This window comes from Halapricum salinum, assembly GCF_004799665.1.
Lineage (GTDB): Archaea > Halobacteriota > Halobacteria > Halobacteriales > Haloarculaceae > Halapricum > Halapricum salinum.
In genome coordinates this window covers 296,510-321,817 of the sequence record NZ_CP031310.1, presented here as the reverse complement: position 1 = coordinate 321,817, position 25,308 = coordinate 296,510, and the positions used below count along the sequence as shown (strand labels likewise).

At 63.1% G+C, this 25,308-nt stretch carries 25 protein-coding genes; 17 read left to right on the top strand and 8 right to left on the bottom strand.

Annotated elements, in window-relative coordinates; translation table 11 throughout:
• Positions 1-11: 11 nt before the first annotated feature.
• Positions 12-1,166 carry an acyl-CoA dehydrogenase family protein gene (locus DV733_RS01540; protein ID WP_049993427.1) on the top strand — a complete coding sequence of 385 codons (1,155 nt, stop codon included), beginning with the start codon at positions 12-14 and terminating at the stop codon, positions 1,164-1,166.
• A gap of 19 nt (positions 1,167-1,185) precedes the next feature.
• Here DV733_RS01540 and DV733_RS01535 read toward each other — a convergent pair whose 3' ends face one another.
• On the bottom strand, positions 1,186-1,623 hold the full coding sequence (locus tag DV733_RS01535; protein ID WP_049993426.1) for a universal stress protein: 438 nt from the start codon (positions 1,621-1,623) through the stop codon (positions 1,186-1,188).
• A gap of 214 nt (positions 1,624-1,837) precedes the next feature.
• Between DV733_RS01535 and DV733_RS01530 the strand changes: the two genes are divergently transcribed.
• From DV733_RS01530 to DV733_RS01510, 5 genes are all read left to right on the top strand, one after another.
• Positions 1,838-3,745 carry a 2-oxoacid:acceptor oxidoreductase subunit alpha gene (locus DV733_RS01530; RefSeq protein WP_049993425.1) on the top strand — a complete coding sequence of 636 codons (1,908 nt, stop codon included), beginning with the start codon at positions 1,838-1,840 and terminating at the stop codon, positions 3,743-3,745.
• Between the two features lie 2 nt (positions 3,746-3,747).
• Positions 3,748-4,683 (top strand): thiamine pyrophosphate-dependent enzyme, encoded by a 936-nt coding sequence (locus DV733_RS01525; protein WP_049993424.1) that lies wholly within the window; start codon positions 3,748-3,750, stop codon positions 4,681-4,683.
• 98 nt (positions 4,684-4,781) lie between these two features.
• Positions 4,782-5,210: an HTH-type transcriptional regulator LrpA1 gene (gene lrpA1, locus DV733_RS01520; protein WP_049993423.1), complete on the top strand. Its 429-nt coding sequence runs from the start codon at positions 4,782-4,784 to the stop codon at positions 5,208-5,210.
• A 38-nt stretch (positions 5,211-5,248) separates the two neighbouring features.
• Positions 5,249-6,778 carry a DHH family phosphoesterase gene (locus DV733_RS01515; RefSeq protein WP_079979399.1) on the top strand — a complete coding sequence of 510 codons (1,530 nt, stop codon included), beginning with the start codon at positions 5,249-5,251 and terminating at the stop codon, positions 6,776-6,778.
• A gap of 35 nt (positions 6,779-6,813) precedes the next feature.
• Positions 6,814-7,617 (top strand): CBS domain-containing ParB/RepB/Spo0J family partition protein, encoded by an 804-nt coding sequence (locus DV733_RS01510; protein WP_049993422.1) that lies wholly within the window; start codon positions 6,814-6,816, stop codon positions 7,615-7,617.
• A gap of 247 nt (positions 7,618-7,864) precedes the next feature.
• Here DV733_RS01510 and DV733_RS01505 read toward each other — a convergent pair whose 3' ends face one another.
• Together DV733_RS01505 and DV733_RS01500 are read right to left on the bottom strand one after the other, a co-directional pair.
• A complete protein-coding gene (locus DV733_RS01505) occupies positions 7,865-8,158 on the bottom strand; it encodes a DUF7521 family protein (protein WP_049993421.1) in 294 nt (97 codons plus the stop codon).
• The gene (locus tag DV733_RS01500) at positions 8,155-8,532 is read right to left on the bottom strand and encodes a transcriptional regulator (RefSeq protein WP_049993420.1); all 378 of its coding nucleotides are present in this window, start codon (positions 8,530-8,532) and stop codon (positions 8,155-8,157) included. Before DV733_RS01500 ends, DV733_RS01505 begins: the two co-directional genes overlap by 4 nt.
• Before the next feature lie 117 nt (positions 8,533-8,649).
• On the opposite strand from DV733_RS01500, the gene DV733_RS01495 reads away from it, so the two are divergent.
• A complete protein-coding gene (locus DV733_RS01495) occupies positions 8,650-9,927 on the top strand; it encodes an amidohydrolase (RefSeq protein ID WP_049993419.1) in 1,278 nt (425 codons plus the stop codon).
• 47 nt (positions 9,928-9,974) lie between these two features.
• On the opposite strand, the gene DV733_RS01490 is transcribed toward DV733_RS01495, so the two are convergent.
• Positions 9,975-10,439 (bottom strand): type IV pilin, encoded by a 465-nt coding sequence (locus tag DV733_RS01490; protein ID WP_049993418.1) that lies wholly within the window; start codon positions 10,437-10,439, stop codon positions 9,975-9,977.
• A gap of 174 nt (positions 10,440-10,613) precedes the next feature.
• Positions 10,614-11,984, bottom strand: coding sequence for a geranylgeranyl reductase family protein (locus tag DV733_RS01485; protein ID WP_049993417.1), 1,371 nt, complete (start codon positions 11,982-11,984; stop codon positions 10,614-10,616).
• A 100-nt stretch (positions 11,985-12,084) separates the two neighbouring features.
• Here DV733_RS01485 and DV733_RS01480 point away from each other — a divergent pair, with 100 nt between their 5' ends.
• Entirely contained in the window at positions 12,085-12,423 is a 339-nt protein-coding gene (locus DV733_RS01480) for a 2Fe-2S iron-sulfur cluster-binding protein (protein ID WP_049993416.1), read from the top strand.
• A gap of 135 nt (positions 12,424-12,558) precedes the next feature.
• Here DV733_RS01480 and DV733_RS01475 read toward each other — a convergent pair whose 3' ends face one another.
• Positions 12,559-12,930: a hypothetical protein gene (locus tag DV733_RS01475; RefSeq protein WP_049993415.1), complete on the bottom strand. Its 372-nt coding sequence runs from the start codon at positions 12,928-12,930 to the stop codon at positions 12,559-12,561.
• A gap of 1 nt (position 12,931) precedes the next feature.
• Positions 12,932-13,564, bottom strand: a complete 633-nt coding sequence (locus DV733_RS01470; protein WP_237560481.1) for a DUF7344 domain-containing protein — start codon at positions 13,562-13,564, stop codon at positions 12,932-12,934.
• A 393-nt stretch (positions 13,565-13,957) separates the two neighbouring features.
• On the opposite strand from DV733_RS01470, the gene DV733_RS01465 reads away from it, so the two are divergent.
• From DV733_RS01465 to DV733_RS01430, 8 genes are all read left to right on the top strand, one after another.
• Positions 13,958-14,557, top strand: coding sequence for a hypothetical protein (locus DV733_RS01465; protein WP_136342261.1), 600 nt, complete (start codon positions 13,958-13,960; stop codon positions 14,555-14,557).
• A 12-nt stretch (positions 14,558-14,569) separates the two neighbouring features.
• Positions 14,570-15,112, top strand: a complete 543-nt coding sequence (locus tag DV733_RS01460; protein WP_136342260.1) for a DUF1102 domain-containing protein — start codon at positions 14,570-14,572, stop codon at positions 15,110-15,112.
• A gap of 114 nt (positions 15,113-15,226) precedes the next feature.
• On the top strand, positions 15,227-15,907 hold the full coding sequence (locus DV733_RS01455) for a hypothetical protein (RefSeq protein WP_049993412.1): 681 nt from the start codon (positions 15,227-15,229) through the stop codon (positions 15,905-15,907).
• Positions 15,908-16,022: 115 nt separating this feature from the next.
• Positions 16,023-18,461, top strand: coding sequence for a DUF1102 domain-containing protein (locus DV733_RS01450; protein WP_136342259.1), 2,439 nt, complete (start codon positions 16,023-16,025; stop codon positions 18,459-18,461).
• A gap of 398 nt (positions 18,462-18,859) precedes the next feature.
• Positions 18,860-19,726, top strand: coding sequence for a DUF1102 domain-containing protein (locus tag DV733_RS01445; RefSeq protein WP_049993410.1), 867 nt, complete (start codon positions 18,860-18,862; stop codon positions 19,724-19,726).
• 66 nt (positions 19,727-19,792) lie between these two features.
• Positions 19,793-20,704 (top strand): rhomboid family intramembrane serine protease, encoded by a 912-nt coding sequence (locus DV733_RS01440; RefSeq protein ID WP_049993409.1) that lies wholly within the window; start codon positions 19,793-19,795, stop codon positions 20,702-20,704.
• Positions 20,705-20,763: 59 nt separating this feature from the next.
• The gene (locus tag DV733_RS01435; protein ID WP_049993408.1) at positions 20,764-21,909 is read left to right on the top strand and encodes a signal peptidase I; all 1,146 of its coding nucleotides are present in this window, start codon (positions 20,764-20,766) and stop codon (positions 21,907-21,909) included.
• A gap of 80 nt (positions 21,910-21,989) precedes the next feature.
• Positions 21,990-23,432 carry a DUF5305 domain-containing protein gene (locus tag DV733_RS01430; protein ID WP_049993407.1) on the top strand — a complete coding sequence of 481 codons (1,443 nt, stop codon included), beginning with the start codon at positions 21,990-21,992 and terminating at the stop codon, positions 23,430-23,432.
• 2 nt (positions 23,433-23,434) lie between these two features.
• Here DV733_RS01430 and DV733_RS01425 read toward each other — a convergent pair whose 3' ends face one another.
• Positions 23,435-24,469 carry an NAD(P)/FAD-dependent oxidoreductase gene (locus DV733_RS01425; protein ID WP_049993406.1) on the bottom strand — a complete coding sequence of 345 codons (1,035 nt, stop codon included), beginning with the start codon at positions 24,467-24,469 and terminating at the stop codon, positions 23,435-23,437.
• Positions 24,470-24,681: 212 nt separating this feature from the next.
• On the opposite strand from DV733_RS01425, the gene DV733_RS01420 reads away from it, so the two are divergent.
• Positions 24,682-25,275: a DUF7110 family protein gene (locus DV733_RS01420; protein WP_049993405.1), complete on the top strand. Its 594-nt coding sequence runs from the start codon at positions 24,682-24,684 to the stop codon at positions 25,273-25,275.
• Positions 25,276-25,308 lie beyond the last annotated feature (33 nt).

The window sequence follows — 25,308 nt, the reverse complement described above, 5'->3', positions numbered from 1 at the left end:
CAGGGACTATCATGGACTTACTCGAGGACACTATCGTCCCGGAACACGCACGCGAGATCAAGCGAGAAGCTCGCGAATTCGCCGCAGAGCACATCGAACCGAACGCCGAGGAGTACTACCGTCGCGGCGAGTATCCCTGGGAGATCCTCGAGGCCGGGATGGACGCCGGACTGGTCGCCCAGGACATCCCCGAGGAGTACGGCGGCCGTGGACTGGACCTCCAGCAGGTCCTCGCGATCGCCGAGGAGTTCTACCGCGCGGACGCCGGGATCGCCCTCACGCTCCAGCTGGCGAGTTTCGGTGCGGAGATCGTCTACCATCACGGCAGCGACGAGCAGATCGACGAGTACATCCGCCCCGTCGCGAACAACGAGCAGATCACCGGTCTCGCGGTTTCGGAACCCGAAACTGGAAGCGACCTGGCGGGGATGTCCACGACGGCCGAGAAAGACGGTGACGAGTACGTCATCAACGGCGAGAAGTACTGGATCGGCAACGGCGTCGAGGCCGACTGGGTGACACTCTACGCCAAAACCGGCGACGACCCGAACAACCGGTACGGCAACTACTCACTCTTTATCGTCCCGACCGATACCGAGGGCTACGACGCCGAGCACATCCCCGAGAAGATGGGTTTCCGTGCGAGCAAGCAGGCCCACATCGAACTGGACGACTGTCGAATCCCCGAGGAGAATCTCGTCGGCGCAGAAGGCGCTGGCTTCTTCATGCTCGCGGAGTTCTTCAACCACGGCCGGATCATCGTCGGCGGGCACGGCCTGGGGCTGGCCGCCGCTGCAATCGAGGAAGCGAACGACTTCGTCCACGACCGCGAGGCCTTCGGCAAGACCGTCAACGACTTCCAGGCCGTCCAGCACACGCTCGCGGACATGCGTCTGGAGTTCGAGTCGGCTCGCGCACTGAACTGGCGGGCAGCCGAGAAAGTCCAGAATCAGGACGACGCCGGCTTCTGGGCGGCGATGGCCAAAACCAAGTCGACCGAGGTAGCGACGTCGTGTGCCGAACAGGGCATGAAACTCCACGGTGGGCGCTCGGTGCTCACGGATCGTCGAATCGCGCGGGTCTATCGGGACGTCCGGATCCCCGTCATCTACGAGGGTGCCAACGACATCCAGCGCAACCTTATCTACCGCCAGCAGCCGCGGTAGCGACGTCTGGTCGGTGTTCTCACTCGAATTCGGGCTGCTCCCCGCCGTCGGCGACGACGACGCGGTGGTCGCGCTCACGCAACGCTCTGGTGACCTCGCCGTCTCTGATCTCGTGGATATCACCGCGCTCGCCGACGACGATGATGTCGGCACCTACTGCGTCGGCCATCGCCTGGATCTCCTCGACTGGGGTCCCGTGACAGCACCGCGTCTCGACCTCGACGCCGTGTTCGGCCGCGACCGCCTCGGTCTCTGCCAGTACGTCTCGCCCCCGGTCTTCGTACTCGCTGATGAGTATCTCGACGCTGCTCAACGCCGGCTCGCCCATCTCACGCGTGTCGACGACAAATACCGCCTGCAACGTCGCGTCCTCACGCTTCGCTAGCGCGATCGCGTGCCCCGTCGCTCGCTTGGCGTGTTCGCTTCCGTCCGTCGCTAACAGGATCGTCTCGACCATGTGTGTTATCCCCTAGCAGAATCTATGAGCCTCAGGGTCATATACTCTCATGTCAAACAAGAATTGTTTATTCCGGTGACTGATCGGGGCTGATTTCGACTTCGACCTTCAAAGGAATTATAATCATTATTGGAGACTCAGCCAGTGAAAACGCTTTTGTCTGGTCCAGTCGTGGTTCAGACTACGGCACCCGCAGGGGGCCGATGATTTACCCATGCCAGAGAAAGACCTGATCTGGCGAATCGCAGGCGGTTCCGGAGACGGAATCGACTCGACGAGCCAGAACTTCGCGAAGGCCCTGATGCGATCGGGACTTAACGTTTTCACGCATCGCCACTACCCGTCGCGGATCCGCGGTGGCCACACGTACGTGGAAGTACGTGCCGGCAACGGACCCACAAACTCCCGCGGAGACGGGTACAACTTCCTCCTCACACTCGGCGATTCGTTCGCCCGGAACCCGGGCGAGGACGCCTTCTACGGCAACGAGGAGACGAAACCACTGACAGAGAACCTCGACGAGCTGAACGAGGGCGGCGTCCTCGTCTACGACGAAGGCCTGCTCGATCAGGAGGACATCGAGGAGATCGAACTCGAAGCGCGCGCCGAGGAGAACGACTGGCACGTCTACCCAGTCGACCTTCGCGGTATCGCCCGCGAGCACGGTCGGGACGTCATGCGCAACACCGCCGGTGTCGGCGTGACGGCGGCGCTGATGGACATCGACGTCTCGTACTTCGAGGAGCTGATCAGCGAGAACATGAAGGCCGACATGAAGGAGGCCAACCTCGACGTTCTCTCCGACGCCTACGAACTCGCCCAGGAGGAGATCGACCACACGCACGACTGGTCGGCTCCGGTCGGCGACGGCCACGACGAGGAGCAGGTCCTCCTGTCGGGTTCGGACGCCATCTCCTACGGCGCGCTCGACGAGGGCTGTCGGTTCATCTCGGGCTACCCCATGACCCCGTGGACCGACGTGTTCACGATCATGAGCCAGAACCTGCCGAAGTTCGGCGGAATCAGCGAGCAGGTCGAGGACGAGATCGCCGCGGCGGCGCTGGCGCTCGGTGCCAGCCACATGGGCGTCAAAGCCATGTCCGGCTCCTCGGGCGGTGGCTTCGCGCTGATGTCCGAACCGCTCGGCCTCGCCGAGATGACCGAGACTCCCGTGGTTCTGGTCGAAGCGATGCGCGCCGGCCCCTCGACCGGCCTGCCGACCAAGCCCGAACAGGGCGACCTCGAACACATCCTCTACACCAGCCAGGGCGACTCCGCGCGCGTCGTCTTCGCTCCGGCCAACGTCGAGGAGTGTTACACCCAGACCCGCAAGGCCTTCGAGATCGCCTACAACTACCAGATTCCGGCGATCGTCGCCTACGACCAGAAGCTCCAGGGCGAACTCCGGAACGTCCCCGAGAGCTTCTTCGACGAGGAACCCAACAGCGACCCCGGCTCGGTGCTGACCGAAGACGAGATCGCCGAGGCTGCCCACCACGCTTCCGGGAAGTTCAAGCGCTTCCAGCACGACCCCGAGGACGGCTCGAACGTGAGCCCGCGCTCGGTACCCGGCCAGAAGGACGGACGCTTCCTCGCGACCGGCAACGAGCACAACGAGGTCGGTCACATCAGCGAGGACCCGGAGAACCGGGTCATCCAGATGGACCGCCGCGTCAACAAGCTCGACGACATCCGTGCGGAACTGGACGACGCCGAGACGTCCCACCAGACCTACCACGGTCCCGAGGATGCTGACTACGGAATCATCGCGTGGGGCAGCCACCAGGACACGGTCTTCGAGGCCGTCACCCGGATGAACGACAACGGCCAGTCCGTGAAAGCCATCGGCGTCTCCGACCTGATGCCGCTGGCCGAGAACGAACTCGTCGACTTCCTCGAATCGGTCGAGGAAGCTGTCGTCGTCGAGATGAACGCCACGGGTCAGCTCCGTGGACTCATCCAGAAGGAACTGGGCCGCTACGGCGAGAAGATGTCCAGTCTCCTCAAGTACAACGGCAACCCCTTCGAACCCCGAGAAATCGTCGAGGGCTTCGAGACCAGCGTCGACGGCGGGGAACTGCCACACACCCGAATGAAGTACGTACCCGCGGCAGGTGACTAACCATGAGTGCATTCTCAGCAATCGGAGAGGAACGCGAGATCGACCAGAACGAGTTCACACCCGGCATCGAGCCCCAGCCGACGTGGTGTCCTGGCTGTGGTGACTTCGGTGTCCTGAAAGCCCTGAAGGGCGCGATGACCGAAGTCGGGCGCAACCCCGACGAGGTCGCCCTCTTCACGGGGATCGGCTGTTCGGGCAAGCTCAACAGCTACTTCGAATCCTACGGCTTCCACACGATCCACGGGCGCTCGCTGCCCGTCGCTCGTGCGGCGAAGCTCGCAAACCCCGGCGTCGAGGTCGTCGCCGCCGGCGGAGACGGTGACGGCTACGGGATCGGTGGGAACCACTTCCTCCACACCGCCCGTGAGAACCACGACATGACCTACATCGTGTTCAACAACGAGATCTTCGGCCTCACCAAGGGCCAGACCTCGCCCACGTCGCCGAAGGGGCACAAGTCCAAGACCCAGCCCAGCGGCTCCGCGAAGATGCCGCTGCGGCCACTCTCGCTGGCGTTGACCGCAGGGGCATCCTACGTCGCACGGACTGCCGCGGTCAACCCCAACCAGGCCAAGGAGATCATCGCCGAAGCCATCGAACACGACGGCTTCGCGCACATCGACTTCCTGACGCAGTGCCCGACCTGGAACAAGGACGCAAAGCAGTACGTTCCCTACACAGACATCCAGCAGTCCGACGAGTACGAACACGACGTCACCGACCGTCGCGAGGCCGCGGAGATGATGTACCAGACCGAGGACAAGCTCTACGAGGGCGAAGTGCTGACCGGCCGGTACTACGTCGAGGACGACCGGCCGTCCTACGGCGAGGAGAAACGGATGATCGGCGAGATGCCCGATGAGCCGCTCGCAGAGCGGTACTTCGACGCTGACGCCGAGTGGGAGCGATCCTACGAACTCATCGACAAACACAAGTAAGCGTCCCAGTTCGGACGCCTTTTTCGGGGTCACGATCGACGCCGAAGGGTGCTTTCACGTTCGCAAGGTATTTTTTCGTCGACCGAAAAGAAACGTCTATGAGCGCGGAGTCGACGGCGGATCGTATCCTCGCCGTCTTGGAAGAAGACGCCCAGGCGTCCTACGCAGAGATCGCCGACCGGGCAGAGGTCTCCAAGCCTACTGTCAGGAAGTACATCAATAAACTCGAAGACGAGGGCGTCATCGTCGGGTATTCGGCGGATGTCGACCCGAAGAAACTCGCCAGTCAGTCCATCGCGATGGTCGGGGTCGACGTCGAGAGCGAACGCTACGTCGAGGCGACGCGGGCGCTTCGCGAGGTCGAAGAGATCGAGGCCCTCTATACCTCCAGTGGCGATCACATGCTGATGGCCGAGGTCCGGGGCCGAGATGGCGAAGAGCTCGGTGACATCATCGAGGAGTCGATCCTCTCGATCGAGGGAGTCACGGCCGCCCATCCCTCCTTCTTGCAGGAACGACTGAAGTAGCGACGGTCTTTTTGCGCTGTGGGTCCCACTCTCGGAGTATGTGTGCGCGGCTGGTGGTGGGCAGTAGCTCACTCGCACGGACGTTCGTCGGTCGGCTTCGAAACGACCACCAGCCGCTGGTCGTCTGCAACACCGATCGACGATTTCTCGACGACCTGGAGGCCGACGACTTCCAGGGGACGATCGTCTACGGTGAGCCGTCCGATCCAGCGACGCTGTCGGGTATCGAGACCGAGATCGGAAGCGTCCTCGCACTCGACGACGATCCGGCAGTGACAGTCTCGGCCCTGGAGACGGCAGCCGCCACGTTCCCGGAGGCGTTCACGCTGGGATACGTTCCAGCGCAGGCCAACGGCGTCGAGCTAGACGCGATCGAACGGCTCGCCGACCGTGTCGTCGATGCCACGGCCGCGCTCGGGACTTCGATTGCCGAGCGCGTGACGGAGGCGAGCGCCCGGATGCGACACCTGCGCCGAGCGCTCGACGCCGTCGACGGGCAGTTAGCGGTCGTCATGCACGACAATCCCGACCCAGACGCCATCGCCAGCGCAGTCGCGCTCACGCGGCTGGCCGAACACGTCGGCTGCCCGGCCGAAGCCTGTTACTTCGGGACGATCAGCCACCAGGAGAACCGGGCGTTCGTCAACGTTCTGGACATCGATCTCCGACAACTCGACCCCGACGCCTCGCTCGAGGCGTACGACGGGTTCGCACTGGTCGACCATTCCCGACCGGGGGTCAACGACCAGCTGCCCGACGACACGCCGATCGACATCGTGATCGACCACCACCCACCACGGGGGCCGGTCGACGCCACCTACGCCGATCTCCGTCACGACGTCGGCGCGACGAGTACGCTGCTGGTCGAGTACCTCCAGCAGTCGACCATCGGGATCGACGAGACCGTCGCGACGGCGTTGCTGTTCGGGATTCGGATCGACACCAACGAGTTCCGACGGGAGGTCAGCCCCCCCGACTTCGAGGCGGCGGCGACCTTGCTCGACGCTGCGGATCTGGGAACACTCCAGCGGATCGAGAGCCCGTCCATTGCGCCGGAGACCCTGGAGACGCTGGCCAGGGCGATCACCAATCGAACCCGACACGGCCCGGCCGTACTGAGCGGTGTCGGACAGCTCCGCAACCGCGACGCCCTGGCCCAGGCGGCTGATCGCCTGTTGAACATCGAGGGCGTGACGACGACGTTGGTCTACGGCCTCGACGACCGGACGATCTACGTTTCCGCGCGCACCAGGGGCGCGGATCTGGACCTCGGCGAAGCGCTGCGCGACGCGTTCGGCCAGATCGGCAGCGCCGGCGGCCACGCCGACATGGCCGGTGCACAGATCGAACTCGGCGTCATGGAAGACGAGGAGACACCGATCGAGGAGGTCGCCGAGGGTATCGTCACCGATCGGTTCCTCGACGTGCTCGAAGCGCGCTGGAACCGACCGCTCGGCGTGACCACGGGCGAGCAGTACCTCGTCGAGAGCGAGGACGTCGACACGAGCGTCGTCGTCTCCCCGCCAGAAGGCGAGTCGCTCGAAAGCCTGACCGACGATAGCGTCTGACGGTGGGTTTTTCAGTCGGCGCTCCGTCAGTCGGTATGATGGCCAGTTCCGATGGGTCGCCGACAGTCGAGGAGTACATGACTCGGGAGGTCTCGACGGTCGCGCCGACGACGACGGTGGGTGAAGTCGCCGCACGCATCGCCGACAGCGACGACCACAGCGGCCTCCCCGTCACAGACGACGGCCACGTCGAGGGGTTCGTCAGCGCGAGCGATCTCTTGCTGGCCGAGGACGACACCCCGATTCGTGACGTGATGAGTGCCGACCTGCTGGTCGCCCACCCCGAGATGGATCTTGACGACGCTGCGCGGGTGATCCTCCGATCGGGCATCCAGCGGTTGCCCGTCGTCGACGGCGACGGTGATCTCGTGGGGATCATCTCCAACACCGACGTGATCCGCAGTCAGATCGAGCGCGCGACGCCCGACAAAGTCGAGGAGCTCCAGGAGACTATCGAAGACGTGCACGGAGTCGAGACGACCCAGGAGCGCCGGCAGGTCGAACTCGCGGACCTCCGTCCGACACAGACCCGGGTGTACGCCGACGAACTCGAAGGTCGCAGCTACGAACTCGAACGCGGGCTCGCCGAGCCACTGGTCGTCGTCGACAACGCTGGGGAACTCCTGCTGGTCGACGGCCACCACCGGACGACCGCCGCGAACCAGCTCGGAATCGAGGAGATGGAGGCGTACGTCATCGCTGTCGACACGCCGGTCGACCTGGAGATGGCGAAGACCTCCGAGGACGAACAACTGGAGTCGATCGACGACATCACGATCGTCGACTACGCCCGCCATCCGCTGGTCGAGACGACCGAACGGATGGGCGACGAGGAGTGAGTTGTCGACGGCCGGCACGTGAGCGCTTTTATGCGCGAACAGTCCAGCCGAGAGACCTGACCTGTCGACGGCCGGCACGACTGCGCGTTGATGCGCAGTCAGTCCAGCCGGGAGACGTGAGTTGTCGACGGCCGGCTCGTGAGCGCTTTTATGCGCGAACAGTCCAGCCGGGAGACGTGAGTTGTCGACGGCCGACTCGCGAGCACGTTTATGTGCGAGTAGTCCAGCCGAGAGACGAGGGACCGTCTCACTCCTGGGCGTACAGCGAGTAGACGATGACGGCGAATCCGAGCGTGGTCAGTCCACTCTCGATCGCCAGGGTGAGGTTGATGGGGACATCGACGAAGACGTCGGTCACGCCCGCCAGTAAGGCGCCGATCGTCACGAAGCCGAAGCCGATCGCCAGCGCCCGGAGTGCCGGGGAGCCGGTTCGCTTGTACGCTCGATACGAGAAGTACGTGATGAGGCCACCGAGCAACAGCGTCATCGTCTTGAACGCGACGACGGCGCTCGGGAGGCCGATGTCGAAATGCGGGCTCATGTTTCTTTGCGCACCTCCGACCAGAGGTTCTCCAGGCGTTCGTCGGCCGTCCGGGCACGGCGAGCGATCGAGACGTCGAACTCCCGGTCGTCGGTCACCGCGATGACGACCTCCTCGAAGTCGATCTCGTAGGTGCTCGCGTGCTGGCCGTCAGGTCTGATGTCGACGCCCTCGCTGAGCAGGGACGCCTCGGTCAGTAGTTCGAGCTTTCGGTAGGTCGTCGACAGCGGAACGTCGCTCGCCTCGGAGATCTCGCTGGCGGTCATCGGTTCGTCCAGCACCGAGACGATCGACCGACATTCCGGGTCGTCGAGTGCATCGAGTACGTCCTGCAACTCAGGAGCGTCCTCGTCCGCGAACGGGTCACGGACCATTTCACAGATCCGTACTCTTCTCAGCGGTTTAACGCCACCGACATTGGACTCCCAATCGCCCTCCCTCGAACCCGGATCGCCGGATCATATAAACACCAGCCCCGTCTCTGTCCACGCATGTCCGAGACGATCGACCACGACCGACTCGTCGGGCTCCGACGTGAGTTCCACCGCCACCCTGAACCTGCCTGGCGGGAGTTCTATACGACTGTGCGCATCGTCGAGGAGTGTCGTCGAATCGGGGTCGACCGACTCGTCGTCGGTCCCGACCTGCTGGTCACCGAGAGCCGAACCGCCGTGCCCGACGACGCCGACCTGGAGGCGTGGCTCGAACGGGCGCGCCAGCGAGACGTCGACCTCGCGTTGCTCGACCGACTTCGGGATGGCCAGACGGGCGCGATGGCCGTCCTCGAACGGGGCGAAGGACCGACCGTCGCACTCAGAGTCGACATCGACGCCCTCCCTCGCGAGGAGTCGACCGACGACGAGCACTTGCCCGCGGCCGAGGGGTTCCGCGCTGAGACGCCCGCGATGCACGCCTGCGGCCACGACGCCCACGCGACGATCGGCCTGGGTGTCCTCGAAGCGATCGCCAACAGTGACTTTCGGGGCACGTTCAAAGTCGTCTTCCAGCCCGCGGAGGAGGTCGTCGGCGGCGGGAGAGCGATCGCCAAGAGCGGTCACCTCGACGACGTCGACTACCTCTTTGCCCTGCATATCGGACTCGATCATCCCACCGGCGAGGTGGTCGCCGGGATCGGTGACTTCCTGGCCGTCCGGCACTTCCGTGCGGACTTCAGGGGCGAGTCGGCCCACGCCGGCGCGAACCCGCAGGCCGGCCGCAACGCCGTCCAGGCCATGGCGACCGCCGTCCAGAACCTCTATGCAATCCCGCGCCACGAAGACGGGGCGACCCGGATCAACGCCGGTGACGTCGGTGGCGGGTCGGCGACCAACATCGTCCCCGAAGACGCCTACATCGAGGGGGAAGTCCGCGGCGAGACCGACGCTCTCATGGAGTACATGTCCGAGAAGGCTGATCGCGTGCTCGAACACGCCGCCGCGATGCACGACTGCGAGGTCTCGATCGCTACCCATGCGGAGGCCCCGAGCGCCGAGAGTGACGAGGCGCTCGTCGATATCGTCGCCGAGGCCGCCGACGATGTCGAATCGGTAACGTCACTGCTCGAACGTGCGCCGCTGGGCGGCAGCGAGGACGCGACCTTCCTCATGCAGCGTGTCCAGGAACGCGGCGGCTTGGCTACCTACGTCGGAATCGGGACCGACCACCCTGGCGGTCACCACACTGCCACGTTCGACGTCGACGAACCGTCGCTGTCGATCGGTGTCGACGTACTCTCGCGGGCGATCCTACGGCTCCCGCCGGTCGAATAGCGACCGCCAGAGAGCGATACTGGGTGTACAGTGACTGCCCGGAAACGTTAGCCGCTCGGCCACTCCCGGAGCGTTCGGCTCTGGGAGGTTCCCTGGCCATTCCAGACAATCTTGACTGTCGCATCACTGAGGTCGAGGTCGCTCCCGGTCAGCGACCCTTCGGAGATCGTGATCGAATCACCGGCGTTCAGCGTGCTTTCTGCGTCGTACGCCGAGATCGACTCGACGGCGTGTCTTTCGTTGACGCCACTCGGATCGGCACCGGAGACGACGACTGTCAGATCGCCGACGGTCAGGTCGTCTCCGGTGTTGTGCGTGATCGTCAGGACGTCCGAACTCCCCGGTTCGTAGTCGACATCGAAGGCTACGGTCGGAGCCATCTCGTCCTGGGTTTCTCCCAAATTGAAGAAGAACACCGCGGCTGTTGCTGCGAGCAATACTGTGATCGCGACCATCAGGATGACACCGATGACCGGTGAGACTGCCTGGTCGTCGTCTTGTAGCGTGTGCATTGGTTTCCCCCTGTGCACGAACCCGGATGCTCGTCGATCGTCCGCCGCCGGACTCCCCACAGCCCGACGGCGGCGATCGCGAGGCCCCACCTGGTGCGTGCTCGTCTAGAACGTTGCGTATCAACTACTTAAAAGTTGACGACCACCTTCGACCGGAACAATATCGAAGACCGCTCAGTACTTCGGTTCCGCGCCGGTCGCCTCGTAGACGCGATCCAGCAGCGTGTCGCGCTGTGTTTGCCAGTCGTCGAACGCTCCGGGACTCGATGGATAGGCCTCGTAGTGGTCGAGAACGTCGTCTGCCAACCGCTTGGTCTGGTAGAGGTCCCGGATCGTTCCCCAGTGGCCGAAGCTCTTGATCGCCGTCTTGAGTTTGAGCCACAGCCCGATATTGGTCGAACCGGAGTAGATCGCTTCCGAGAGGTTCTCGACGGGGAGCGTCGCCAGCAGCGCCATCAGGTCGTCGAGGTCGTAGGCCGTCGTGAAGATGTTGTAGACATCCAGTGCGGCGTAGCGCGCGCCGAAGTGATCCATCACGCGCTCGTTGTACTCCCACAGCGCCGCCTCGGAGAGGTCGTCCTCGCCGATGGCTTTGATCGCTTGTTCGCCGGCGTATTTCCCGGCGTAGGCTGCACCAGCGATTCCGCCCCCAGTGGTGGGATTGACGTGACCAGCGGCGTCACCGATCGCGACGTAGCCGGGTGCGACTGCCGAGTCGTAGGGCCGACGTGTCGGCAGTGCCGCGCCGAGTTTGTCCTCGACGGTCGCGTTCTCGAACTCCGGTCGCTCGCGTAGATCCCGTTTGAGCGCTTCGACCAGTTCCATCGGTTCCTCGTTCATCTGGAACCCGAGCCCGACGTTGATTTCGGTGGGCGTCCGCGGGAAGTACCAGAGGTAGCCGGCCGAGCGCTCGGTCGGCTTGAACACCAGCGCGTCGTCCCACTCGACGGGTTCGTCGACGTGGACGATCTCCCGGTAGGCCGAACAGAACTGCGAGTAGTTGACGTTCGTGTCGAAGGTCGCCGCCGAGAAGTCGGCCTTGTCTTGGAGTAGCGAGAGCGCGCCTGCACCGTCGATCACGACCTCGGCTTCGTAGGTGACGTCGCTGCCCTTGCGCTTGGCGTCCAGGCCCGTCACGCGACCCGACGCGTCCTGGCGGACGTTCTGGATCACGGTGTCGTAGTGAAAGTCGGCGCCCGCGCGGTCGGCCCCGTCGATAATCCGGCGGCCGTACTCCCAGCGGTCGATGACGGCGAGTTCACCCGGGACGGGGATGTCCAGCACGGCGTCTTCGGAGGGGATCTCGAAGCGGCCGTGATCGACATCCGTGTTCGTAAACGCCGGCTCGATCTGGGATTTGGGGATCGCTTCGGGGAATTCGCTGGCCCCCTTCAGCGCGTCGCCGCAGGCGATGTGTCCGGCTTCCTCCTCGTCTTTGCGCTCGACGATGACGACGTCCAGTCCCTCGTTGGCGATCGTCGCCGCGGCGTAACAGCCCGCGGTCCCGGCCCCGGCGACGACGACGTCGTACTCGTGCGTGGTCATGCACTGTGTTGAACACCCCACGAGCAAAACTCTTTATTCCCGGCACGCTCGACCGAGGTCGGAATAAAGCGTTTAGTAGTGGTTCCTCGAAAGACAGTGCATGACAGAGTACACCGTCGAGTTCGTGGGCACGGACGAGGAGATCACCGTCTCCGACAAGGAGACCATCCTGAGCCGGTGTATCGACGAAGGGATCGCCCAGGAGTACTCCTGCCGGGTCGGGATGTGTCTGGCTTGCTCTGCGGAGATCGTCGACGGCGAGGTGACTCAGCCGGCCGCGCGCGGGCTCACTGACGAGGAACGTGAGCAGTACGCGCTCACGTGTATGGCGCGCCCGCAGTCGGACCTCAAGCTGGATCGCGGGAAGTACCCGCCGAGTATCGAGAGTGACGTCGTCCGTCGCGAACAGGCCGACGACGGTGCGGCCGCCGACGACTGATCGACAGTGACTGGTCGGCCGCCGCTACCAACTGACCGACCAGAGGGACGACTCGGTTCGAGAAGCAGACTGTGTTCGGCGGTCCCACACTCCCGCGAATTCGTGGAATCCGAATCCGTTCTCCAGTGCAGCTCCTCAACACGTTGCAGGCGCTGTGCGGTCGAGTTCGACACTCGTCTCGGGACCGTCGACGGTGACTGTGACTGGTTCTTCCGCCGTCGAATTGACAGTGACGACTGTTTCGTCACCGGGTGAGACCAAATCGAAGGCAGACGTCGAGTCGTCGACCGTGACCGATCCCGATATCGGACTGTCGAACCGGTTCGCGATCGTGACCGAGAGCGTTCCGTTCGTACAGGTGGCGTCGTATCCAACGAACGCGGAGGCATCGTCGGCCACGGTGACGTCGAGGTCTCGATCGGCTGACGCTGTACTGAAGCTCCCGGTACTCACGAGTAGTGAGATGGCGAGTACGACCAGTCCGCCGTACACCCATCGTCGTGTCATCTCACCCCTCCACTTCCGGTGGCGTGTCGCTGTCGCCCAGTCGCATCTCTGTGCGGTTGAAGTACGTGTGGACGAGCGCGGAGACGAGGAACGTCGTGACGACGAGCAGCGCGAGACCGGCAGATGGGACGAGTGTGAACGGGTAGAGCCCCGCCAGCGCGGCCCCGAGGATGCCCAGGTTTACTGCGGCCAGACCGAGATAGTACTGGCTCCACGGGACGTCGTTGCCGTCGACGACCTCCAGATAGATGTCGACGTCCCCTGCGGCGGCCGTGAGCTCGACGACGCCCTCGCGATCGTCGAACTCCACGACGCCCTTCTCGTCCATTTTCGGGAGATGGAACTGCTGAAGAGAGGTGTAGACGCGCTTGCGCTCGCTCGAAGAGACTTCCGCCACGCCAATGTCGTTCTCCCAGGCGGCGACGTGCTCTGAGAGATCGCCGAGATCCGCTCGGTCGCCGTTCTGCTGGAGGTGATGCAGCGCGAACCGTCGCCGGTGGTTGCTCAGGATCTCGAACGTATCGTCACGCGTGAGCGGATCGTCGACTTCCTCTTGCCCCTCGTCCGCCGATTGATCCGATTCGATTCCCACTCCTCCTGCGGAGGTCTGGAGACCCCCAGTCGAGCTTGCCATCGAGTCCCACCTTGGTGTCTGACAAGTGTGACCTATGCTACAAAAAGCTGTTGGATAGTGATGTATTTCGAGAGTAGGTTCTTCCTAAACCCGGTGCATGCGGGCGTTTATCTATTATTGCTGTTGATATTTCTCAACTCGTACGAAAGAAAGTCCGAGTGACTAATTCCAGCGTCGTACGCATTGATTTCAGGGTGCCTTTGCACCCGCACGACCGGTTTCAAAGAGTGCTATCCCTGATTTCAAACGGTGACACTCACTCGCTCAGGTACCTCAATACAAGGTGGGTAGCAGAATAGTTAGTAGACAAGCACGTCCCGGAGACGACCCCGAATGGGAGCGACCCGGTAGGTGGGGTTCGGGGGCGTGCGGACAAACAGAGGTAGACTAACTATGACAAAACGACGCAAGTTCCTGCTCGGAATGGGATCGCTCGCTGCCGGTGGGGCAGCTGCAATGGGTAGTGGCGCGTTCACGAGTGTCGAAGCTGACCGAGAGCTCTCGATCGACGTCGCTGGTGACGCGAGTGCGTTCCTCAGTATCAGTAAAGCCGAAGACGACGCCGGGAACGTGTACCCGAACGCGCAAGAATACGTCGACGTTGACGAAAACGGGGTTGTCAGTCTCGACTTCACGCAGGCCGATGATACCGCGGGCTCCTCGGCGTCCGGTATCAACCGAAACGCGAAGACGATATTCGACAACCTGCTCGATATCACCAACAACGGGACCCAGGACGTCGTCCTCTCGGTCGACTCAGACCTGATCGCGTCCCAGGGTGGGTACCTCGGAATCTACGCGGAGAACTCCCAGGGAGACAGCAGCGACAACACAGGACTGTCCAGTGCCGATACGAGCCAGACCACGACGCTCACTCCGGGCGAGTCAGCCTCGAATATCGGGATCTACATCCCGAAGGGTGTCGACTTCGATCAGGTCAGCGGAGGGACCCTCACGTTCGTCGCCGAAAAGACCGGCGGGAACCAGGACTAACGACCCAGACCGATGAAACGGCGTAGTCTCCTCGCGGGCGTGGGTGCGCTAGCCGGGGCCGGCACATTCACCTTTGGCACCGGTGCGTTCACCAGCGTCAGCGCCGAGCGAAGCGTTTCCGTTGCCGTCGCGAGAGATTACCGTGCATTTCTTCGTCTCGAACCCAACGTCGACGAGGGAATCAGCGATGTTCGGACTGGACGGTCCTCCACAGGCGGGAGGGTCGTGAAGTTCGATATCCCAGGTGACGACGATGGTGAAAACCCGGATGCAGACGGCGTTGCTCCGAACTCCGTCTATGAATTTCACGATCTTCTTAAGATCAGCAACCACGGAACGCAGCCGATCACCGTCTGGAGTGCGTACGACGGTGGTGACTTCAAGGAGCTGGCACTCGTCACCGATGCGGGCCGCCTCTCCGAGAGTCCGCCGACGCTCGAAGTCGGAGAGAACATCAACGTCGGCCTGTACATCGACACGCACGGAACAGACACGGGCAAATATGACGAGACGCTGACGGTCGTCGCCGAGCGAGTCGGTGGCAATCACGACTGATCGCGAGAGTCGAGCGCCCAACACGAACAGTCGGGCGTTGTGCACACGGCCTCCCACGCTGGCGTACGGCGGTTCGATTCCGCCGGTGGGTTTTCCCCGTAGGTGGGGTTACACATGAAACGACGCAACGTACTGGCTGCGCTGGGCTCACTGAGTGCCGGCGGAGCCCTCACGATAGGGTCAGGGGCGTTCACGAGCGTGAGCGCCAACCGCCAGGTCTCGGTCGAAGTGGCCGGCGACAACACGGCACTCCTCAGGATGACGCCCGTCGTCCACAAGATCGAGGGGTCGGATCCGGCGCTCGTCCACCAGAACGGCGACGGGACGCTGGACGTCGACGTGTCACAGGGTGGTGCCAGCGGCGTCAACGTCGATGCGACGACGTGGATCGGCACGCCGAACTGGGATCAGGAGAGCGGCTGGGTTCCGGTCGGAGACGACAACATCGACTGGGTCTCGAACCACACGTACACGCCGCGTGCGGCCTTCGGTATCGAGAACCGTGGCACTCAGGAGTACGAACTCACCTTCGAGTACGCGTACGCCGGCGATCCAGGGAACTCCGAGATTCGCTTTCACGTCTACGACGGCGCGTCTCCGGCGTTCGGTCCCGGCAATCCGACGTACTACGGTAGCCTGACCGGTGGCGGGTCGGTCACCGTCCCGACGGGCCAGAGTGGCGATTCGTTCGTCCTGGGCAAGCGGATCTTCAGCTCGATCGAGATCGACACCCACGGTGGGTCGACCAGCGACGATCTCTCGGGACAACTGACGATCACAGCCGAAACGCCGTGACTCACGAGACGCATCGCCATCGAACTGTTCGCCCACTCGGACACTGTGCGCCCCATCCGGGACGCACGGACGGCGGTTCGACTCCGCCGGTGGGTTTGCGACTGGTGACCGAACTGTGACACACAGACGGAAGTTCTTGCTCGGTGTGGGATCGCTCGCTGCCGGTGGGGCAGCCGCAATGGGTAGTGGTGCGTTCACGAGTGTGAGCGCGAACCGATCGATTTCTGTGGAAGTCGCTGGCGACTCGAGTGCGTTGCTGGGGATGCAACCGTCGAGTGGGCCAAACGGCGCGTACGCCTCCCTCGAGGGTGGAACACTCGGAATCGACTTTTCGAACTCTGAGTTCGACGCTTCAGGCGTTGGATCGGATTCAGTCTACCAGTTCGACGACGTCTTTCAAATCACCAATAACGGAACGCAGACCATCTACGTCTGGGCGTCGGTGGACTTTTCGGATGTTGGATTCGAGCCCGGAGATGTCTACTTCTACCCGGACGGGAACGAGGACAAGAAACTGCGCAACGATACCGACGAGGTTCTCGGCCTCGGTGTCGGTCAGGCCGCGAGTATCGGGGTCTACGTCGACTCGACAGCGGTGACCGACGGCGGGACGCTATCGGTGACTATCAACGCGACTGTTGACAAACCGGAATCGTCTGGCGCGGTCGATCCCGTCGGTGGGGACTTCGCGATCGTGACGACGAACCCGACTGAAAGCAACGAATACGGCTCACTCCAGTCGGCGATCGACAATGTCTCCGGGAGTACGATCCACGTCGAACCGGGAACCTACGAAGAGATCGCAGAGAACAGAGACGCCTATGGGACGACCAACAGCCCCTATTCGTTCGGTCTCTTCGTCGATGTCGATGGACTCACCATCCTCGGTGTCGACGAGAGCGGTGATCCGATTACCGACTCCGACGACGTGCAGGCAACGATCGTCTCACAGACCAGCTCGCCGTTCGGGACGAACGGCCCCTTCGTCGCGGCAGACGGTGTGACGATCCACGGCGTAGAGCTCCGGGCGAATCCCGAAGCATCTCCGAACAAGAACGTCGAGGTCTCGGGGGACAACTTCACCCTCAGACACTCTGTGGTCGTCCCGAACGATGGCGGCGGTGGCGTCTACTTCAACGACTCGGGAGTCCAGTCGTTCTCCTTAGAGAACAATCTGATCGAGGGTGGTGTGACCGTCAACAACGGGGCCGGTAACGACTCGTCCGCCTCCAACCGTGTCCTGCAGAACAATACCCTTTCGGAGGTCGGGTTCCAGGGCGCGATCGATCACATCGAGTGGTTGAACAAGGCAGCCGGAGGAGCCACGCTCGAAGACAACGAGTTCACTGCAGACGACACTCCTCCCGTGTGGGGGATCGGAACACTTCACGACGCACCGTGGCCCTGGGCGACGTGGATCGAGGCGAATAGCTTCGAAAACGGTGGCGTGCTCGCGTGGACTGGCAGTGACGCTCGTGCAACCACCTCCGAGTTCGAGTACGACTACGATGGTGACGAATCGGCAGAGACCGTCACCTATCCGACCAGAGAGATCGGCACGCAAATCAGTGAACAGCTCGACCGGGCAGCGACCGATGATACGGTCCTCGTCGCGCCCGGGTCCTACGAAGAGACGCTCACTGTCGACGAACGCGTGACGCTCGAAGGAGTGACCGATCCGACTGACGGTGATCCAGCTACTGTAGACGGGACAGTGTCGGTCCAGGCTGACGGCGCGACTGTTCGGAAGGTCCGGTTTGCGCCCTCAACTGTGTTCCAGCCCGGTGGCATCGATCCGAGCGTGCTGCTGGTCACCGGAGACGACGTCACAGTCGAGGCGAACCTCCTTGAGGGGATCCGGGCGGACAACACGACAGTTCCGGACGGGATAGACACTCCGGCCACGATCAACGCGATCCACGTGTTCGACGCCAGTGAGTCTCCCGTCGGTGGCGTCGTCGTCCAGGATAACACCGTCCGTGACATCGTCAACGACGGTGACGTCTCGAAAGAATGGCCACACTACGGTGGCGCATCGGCGATCAAGGTGCAAGGAACCGTCGACGGTGTCGATATCTTCGGAAACACTGTCGAGGACGTCTACTCTGCTGGATGGACCTGGGGGATCGTATCGACCCACACCACTACTGACGGCTACGGTAGCGTGTCACCAAAGAGTGTCGCTGTAGAGGGCAATTCGATCCGCCGGCTGAACACGGCTGGATCGCAGTTCAGTCCCACGACTGACCCGACGAGTGCGCCCTATCCAGGGAGCGCGTTCGGCGTCGACGGGAACGCAGACGCCGATCTGGTGTCGGTCACGAACAACAACTTCGTCCAGGTCCCCATCGGTGCCGTAACCAAGGACCCGGACCATACGCTCGACGTCACGCAGAACTGGTGGGGAGACGACACGGGTCCCGGGACGCTAGTCGGCAATCCCGTCGAAGATGCGAGCACAGGTGCGGTCGCGAACGGCGCAGGTAGTGCGGTCTCAGTGCAGGTCGAAGGCGGCTCGTTCCGCTTCGATCCGTGGTCGAGCAGTAGTATTTAGCGATCAGAATCCTGTCGACTTTCTTTCACAAAATCTACTGTTCGTGATCTTCACGATCGTTCTTCGTCTATGATAATGACTTTCTGATACGCTTCTCTGAGGTGATACCTCGCTGGCTCGTTGTCCGTCTGTTCGAGTGCTTCGGTGAGGTGTTCCTGAAGCGACGACAGATTCACCCGCTCGGTTGGTTCTTGCAGTGACATCCTCCCGTCCGAAGACTCGGACGGATCCTACCTTGTATTGGTGTGCGTGAACGCTGTTGGATGGCCATCACATGCACTCAGTCACTGCCATACCGCGGATGTCTACGGTAGTCAGAAGCGTTCAAGCACATCAATACAAGGGTCGTCGGCCCCCTCGTACGGAACAGAGCTTCCCTGCCGGAGCGTTGGATATCCGTGACCCGAACTGTCCTCCTCGTCGCCGCGCTCGTCGCCTCGACAGCCATGCTCGTCTCGACGGGAGCGGTCCCGCTGTCGATGGGGACCGACGACGTCGATCAGGTCGACATCGAGATGTCGCCGGCCGACGGACAAAACGGCAGGTATGCGGTGATCAACGACGCGGGCGAGATCGAGCTCATGCTCTCCAGTGCGAATCCGGATCTCGACGGCGGCGGTATCGCCGACGGCTCGCGGACGCCGCTCCATCGCGTGTTCACGATCACGAATACTGGAACCGGGACGGCGCGGATCTGGATCTCCGACGACGCGGAAGACGTCCGATTCTATCACGACGACGATCCGGCCGACAGTCTCGAAGGGCCGACGAACATGATCGAGTTGTCGCCGGCGGAGTCTGTGGCCGTCGGCCTCCTCGTCGACACCCGTGGCGAACACGACGTCGAGAGCGTTTCCGGGTTCACTGTTCACGTCGAACAGGAAACGCCGACTCCGACGCTGGAACCAACACCAGAGCCGACGCCGGAACCAACACCAGAGCCGACGCCCACGCCCACGCCGGAACCGACGCTGGAACCAACACCAGAGCCGACGCCGGAACCGACCCCGGAACCGACGCCAGAGCCGACTGTCACCACCACGGCCGGAAACGGACCCACGGGGCCGCCGAGTAGCGTGACGACCACGGTCGGGCCGACCGACTCCACGACGGACCCGGTCGAGTCACAGACGACCGACGACGACTCCGGTGGGTTCCCCGCAGAGATCGGCAGTCTCGATGCGACGCGGGCCGTGGGACTGCTCATATTGCTGTTGGTCGCTCTGGCGTCACTGACAGCCTATCGCCGGTATCGGGCCCGGTGACGGACGCGTGCCGGGCTGCTCGAATCGGTGGCGACGCGACCGCCAAGGATACAGGAGCGGGGGCCGATGGCCAACCTGAATCGGATGGCTGAGGACACGCTCGAGACCGACGAATCGCTGTGGCAGGCGTTGCGGCGCGGATTCCATCCGGTCGACGTCCTGCTGCTCGCGAGCGTTCCGGTCGCGATACTCGGCGTCTTTGCACTTTCCCCGGCGACTCGAGGGACGCTCGTGTTCCAGTACACGACCCCGTCGATTCCAACGGCGTTTACCGCCCCGTTCGTCCACTTCGATAGCGGCCATCTACTGTTCAATCTCGTCGGATACACGCTGGTCGTTCCGATCCTGTACGCGCTGAGTCTCGACGCCGGCGACGACTGGGAGTTTCGCGTCGTATTCGTCGCCCTGCTGGCGAGCAGCCCCATTTTGCTGTCGTATCTCAATCTCACAATCCTCCGCAGCGGCGTCACCTTCGGATTCTCGGGTGTCCTGATGGCCTACTACGGCTACCTGCCACTGGTCGTGGCAAAACACGCTACGACTCGGCTGCAACTCGGAGATACGCGCACTGCCGCACCCCTGCTGTTCTTTCTCGGACTTCTGCTTGCGACAGTTCAGTTGCTCAGGGCCGTCGTCGCGAATCCCGTCACTGTCGCCGTCGACGGTGCTCCTGCCTCCGTCACGTGGGTCCTCGTCGCGACGCTAGCGGAAGTAGTCGTGCTGTTGCTGCTCGTCATCGTGTTCTACTCGCTGTCGGGTTCCGGCTCGTATGAGCGACTCAGAGCTAGCGCCAGACGGGCGTTCGAGCGCGGCAGCCGAGCTGATCTGACCATCGTCGCTCTGCTGGTACTCGTCGCGATGCCGTTCGTGACGTTCCCGGTCGACCCGATCGCCGGACAGCGGGTGTTCAACCTCTACGTCCACTTCGTCGGGTACGCACTCGGGTTCATCTCGACGTACGTCTATCACACGCTGTAAACGGCTCACCGACGCGAATCCCCTCAATTATTTATCAACTGGGACATAACGACTGCACGATGGACTGGCGGGGTGTGCTCAAGAAGAGCGTGGGAGCGATACTCGTGGTCGTCGTTCTCGGGTTACTGGTAGGGCAGGTACTCGGCCAGCCAGTGCTGTTGAGCTACGTCACCAGCGAGAGCATGGCGCCGACCATCCAGACCGGCGACGGGTTCGTCGCCGTCCCCGCCGCAGTCGCCGGACCAGTCGAAGAGGGTGACGTGGTCGTCTTCGACGCCGAGCAGATCGAGGGCGGCGGGCTGACGACCCACCGGATCGTCGGTGAGACCGACCAGGGGTTCATCACGCGCGGGGACAACAACCCCTTTACCGACCAGGACAGCGGGGAGCCGCCGGTCAAGCGCGAGCAGATAGTCGCAGTCGCCTGGCAACCCGGATCTGACCCGATTGTCATCCCGTATCTGGGCACCGTCGTCGAGGGCGTCCAGGGGGTTCTGGAGACGCTGCAGCTCCGGCTCGCACAGCTGTTCGGCTCTCGGGCGTTGCTCGGTACGCAGGGCATCGCCTATCTCATCTTCGGGCTGACTGTCGTCCTGTACGCCCTCGACGTCTACCTCAGCAACGACAGGCGTCGCGACAGGGGCCGCGAACGTGACAGCGGGCTCAGTGCCCGTCTACTGATCGGAGTGATGGCCGCAGCGCTCGTCCTGGCGGCGACGGCGACGATGGTCGCGCCCGCCGGCCCGCAGTCCTATCAGGTCATCAGTTCGGAGTTCGCGTCCGAGCGCTCTGACATCATCCAGCAGGGGACCAGCGAAACACTGCAGTTCACTGTCGGCAACGGGGGACAGGTCCCCGTCTACGTGTTCTTCGAGGAGGGAAGCGAGAACGTCGACATCGAACCAGAGCGGTTCCGGGTCGGCGGCACCGACTACCGAAACGGGACTCTCACGCTCACTGCACCGCCCGAGACAGGCTCCTACCGGCTGTTTCTCACCGAACATCGATATCTGGCCTTGCTCCCGCAGTCACACGTCGAATCGTTGTACGCTATCCATCCGTGGGTACCTATCGTCGTCATCGACGCGCTAATCGGCGTCCCCTTCTACGTCGTCGGCGTCACGCTGGTCGGGACTGGACGCGTCCGCAGGCGATCCAGAGACGGACCCACTGCGACCGACCGCTTGCTCGCACGATTCAGATAGATGCGAATAGTTCTCCTCACAGGTAGATTCGAGAAAGAATACGGAATCGATTAGTGGGGATGACAAGAACGAGTGACACGATGGACGACGGGGGACTTCGCGTCCGTGCAGTCGCTGATGAGAACGTCGCAGTCGTGGTCGTCGTACTCGTCGCGCTGGTCGGACTGGGCGTTTTTATGACGTACGGGGCGTACGGGCAGACGAACGAACGGACGGAGACGACGGTCGACACGGAGGTGACCTGGACGTCGACCGGGCAGTTCGCCCACCAGGCGACCGTCATCAACGACACGCGAGTCTTCGACGTCGGGGAGACGCTGGAGAACCGCTCGGCGTACTTCCGGAAGATCGCGCCCAGACTGAACGGATCGTTCGTCTACAACTACACTTCCGACAGCGGCGAACTCACTGCAGAGGCATCGACGACGCTGGTGGTCCGGTCAGTCGCGGACGGGGGCCAGGTGACACAGCGAGACTACTGGCGGATCGAGCGCCCACTCGAGAAGACTACGGCGACGCTCGCGCCGGGCGAGACGCTCCGGCAGTCGTTCGCGCAGAACGTCTCCCGGCTCGAGAGAGAGATCGAGCAGATCCAGACCGAACTCGGGACATCGGCCGGCACCATCGAGACGACGTTCGTCACGAGAGTCCAACTCGACGGCACTCGCAGCGGACAGCCAGTCGAGACCAACCGGACCTATCGGTTGCCACTGACGATAGAGAACGACCTCTATCGCGTGAACGACAGCGGTCCGGTCGTGGAACGGGGTGAGCGAACTGTCCGGGACCGAGAGGAGGTTATGGTCCCGCCGGGTCCCCTGTGGCGATACGGCGGACCGCTGGCGCTATTCGTCGGGGTGGTCGGGCTGATCGGCCTGGGATACGGCCGCTACAGCGGACTGCTACTGGTCACCGAACGCGAACACGCGTACCTCGACTATCGCGCCGATCGCGCGGAGTTCGACGAGTGGATCTCTGAAGCTCGATTCCCGGCTGGTCGTGTCGAGGACGCCGATACCAGTATCGAGACGACGAGTCTCTCCGGGCTGGTCGATCTCGCGATCGACACCGACCGCCGCGTGATCGAGGTGGCAGACGACGAGTCCTATCTCGTGCTGGACGGCGACGTCGTCTACTACTACGACGCACCGACGCTGTCGGCGGCCGACGACCTGCTCGAGCCGAGCGACGCAGTCGCCAGCCTGACCGACTCGGAGACGGACGCAGAACGGGCGTCCGAACAGGCGCGAGACGACGAGGCCACGCAGGAAGCCGACGCTGACGGCGACGCCCAGTCAGTCTTCGAGCGGCTCCGCCACCGCGCCGACCTCGGTAGTGACGGTGCGTCAACGAGTGACGAATCCGCGAACGACAACGAGACTGTCGAGTCGAACAGCGGCCAAAGCGATGTTGACGAGACGCACAGTCACGAAAAAGACGTCGGCCGGGCAGGCGAAGACGACAGCGATGCCGACGCTGCGGGCGCAGATGACGACAGTGAAAGCGACGCCGAGGAGACGTGACGTCAGTCGTCGGCTGCGGCCTGCTCTTCTTCGCCGGGCCCGCCCTCGTGGGCCGCCGCGCGCTCGCGGAGCCGATCCGAAATCGCCGGCACGTCGTCTTTCGAGAGTCCACCGCGCGCCTCGATCTCCTCGACTGACATCGGGAAGGTTCGGAGATCGTAGTGGATGTCGATTCCGGCTTTCGCGCCCTGGCCCATCGCGACCGGGATCTGGTTGTGTCCCGGGGTGACGTCGCCGACGGCCCAGACGTTCTCGACGCTGGTCTTCCCGTGGTCGCCGACCTCGATCTCGCCGCTGTCGGTGAGATCACAGCCGAGCTGTTCGGCCAGTTCGGTATTGAACTCCGAGCCGTACATCGCGAAGCCGCCGCGGTACTCTCGCCGGGTCCCATCTTCGAACTCGATGGCTTCGAGCCAGCCGTCCGCGCCGTTCTCGACACTTTCGATCTCGGTGTCGATGACGTCGATCGGGTGGGCCTCGACCATCGCCTGGGTCTCGGCCGACCACGTCGGCTCGTCGCCGCGCAGGAGGATGTCGACCTCGTCGGTGAAGTTGAGCATGATCATCGCGACGTAGGCGACCGAGTCGCTGTGGCCCATCACGTAGACCGGTTCGTCGACAAACATGTAAGCGTCGCAGTGCAGACAGTAGTGCAGCCCTGCGCCAGTGCGCGGAAGAGGTGGATCGGGGCGTTTGTCGCTGAAGCCCGTCGCCAGGACGACCGCGTCGGTCTCGACGGTGACGTCACCGGCCTCCAGCCGGAAGCGGCCGTCGTCGAGGCGCTCTGCGGACTGGACGAAATCGCGGTAGTAGTCCGCACCGTATTCTTGAATCTGCTCGATCGCAGTCTGGAGGAACTCGTTGCCCGAGACGTCCTCGGTAACGCCGATGACGTTGTGGGTGTCTTTCATCATCGCCGCGCGACCGCCACCGCGGTTGATCATGGCCGTGTCGTGTCCGAGGCGGGTCGTGTACAGCGCGGTCGTCAGGCCGGCGGGACCGCCGCCGACGACCGTGACCTGATAGTGCTCGCTCATCGGCCTATCCTATCCGGCGGGCACACATAATTATCAGGTAAGCCGTCGCTCACCCGGTGACGTGGGTCATACTGCCCCGCGTCGGATCGATATCTGTTCCGTGTTGGCACGCCACATCAAAAAGAGCAGGCCATATAAGCGATGGTATCCTATACAGAGACGACTACCAGCGCCAGCGGCCCGGCGTGACCGCACATCCCCCATCACCAACTATGTCCAGCCGCGTATACCGACTCCATTCGACACTCGAACTGCCACTCGAAGATGTCTACGATCACTTCGAGGATCCAGACCTCCCCGAAGAGATCACAGACGTCGACATCACCCGTCGGAACAACACGCTCATCCTGAGTGCCGTCGCCGCCGACCAGGAGATGAGCAAGTACACCCCGACGGCTCAGCTCAAGGCCAGCGTCACCGAGAACCGCGTCTACGAGGAAGACCCCGAAGAGATGGAAGGACCGGGGTCCTCGATGGGCGGCGGCCCGCAGTGGGGTGCGCTCGAAGAGGAAGAAGAGGAGATCGAATCCGAACTCGTCGAGTACGCCTGCTTCAAAGGCGACCGCGAGACTGTCCTCCAGAACACGGCCGTCCAGTACCCGATGTTCACCGTTCTCTGTCAGATCGCCCGGATCGCCGAGAAGGGGACGCTGACGGCTATCGTCGCCAACGAAGACGACGAACTCGAAGCCGTTCGGATCGTCGACGGTGAAGAGCGTCCGGCGACGATCACCGTCACCGAAGACCCGAAAGAGGATCAGGGCAAGAACGGCGTCGACTGGCGCGACAACGAATTCATCAGCTAGTGTCGCTGCGGGGCTCGCAGGACGGATCGACCA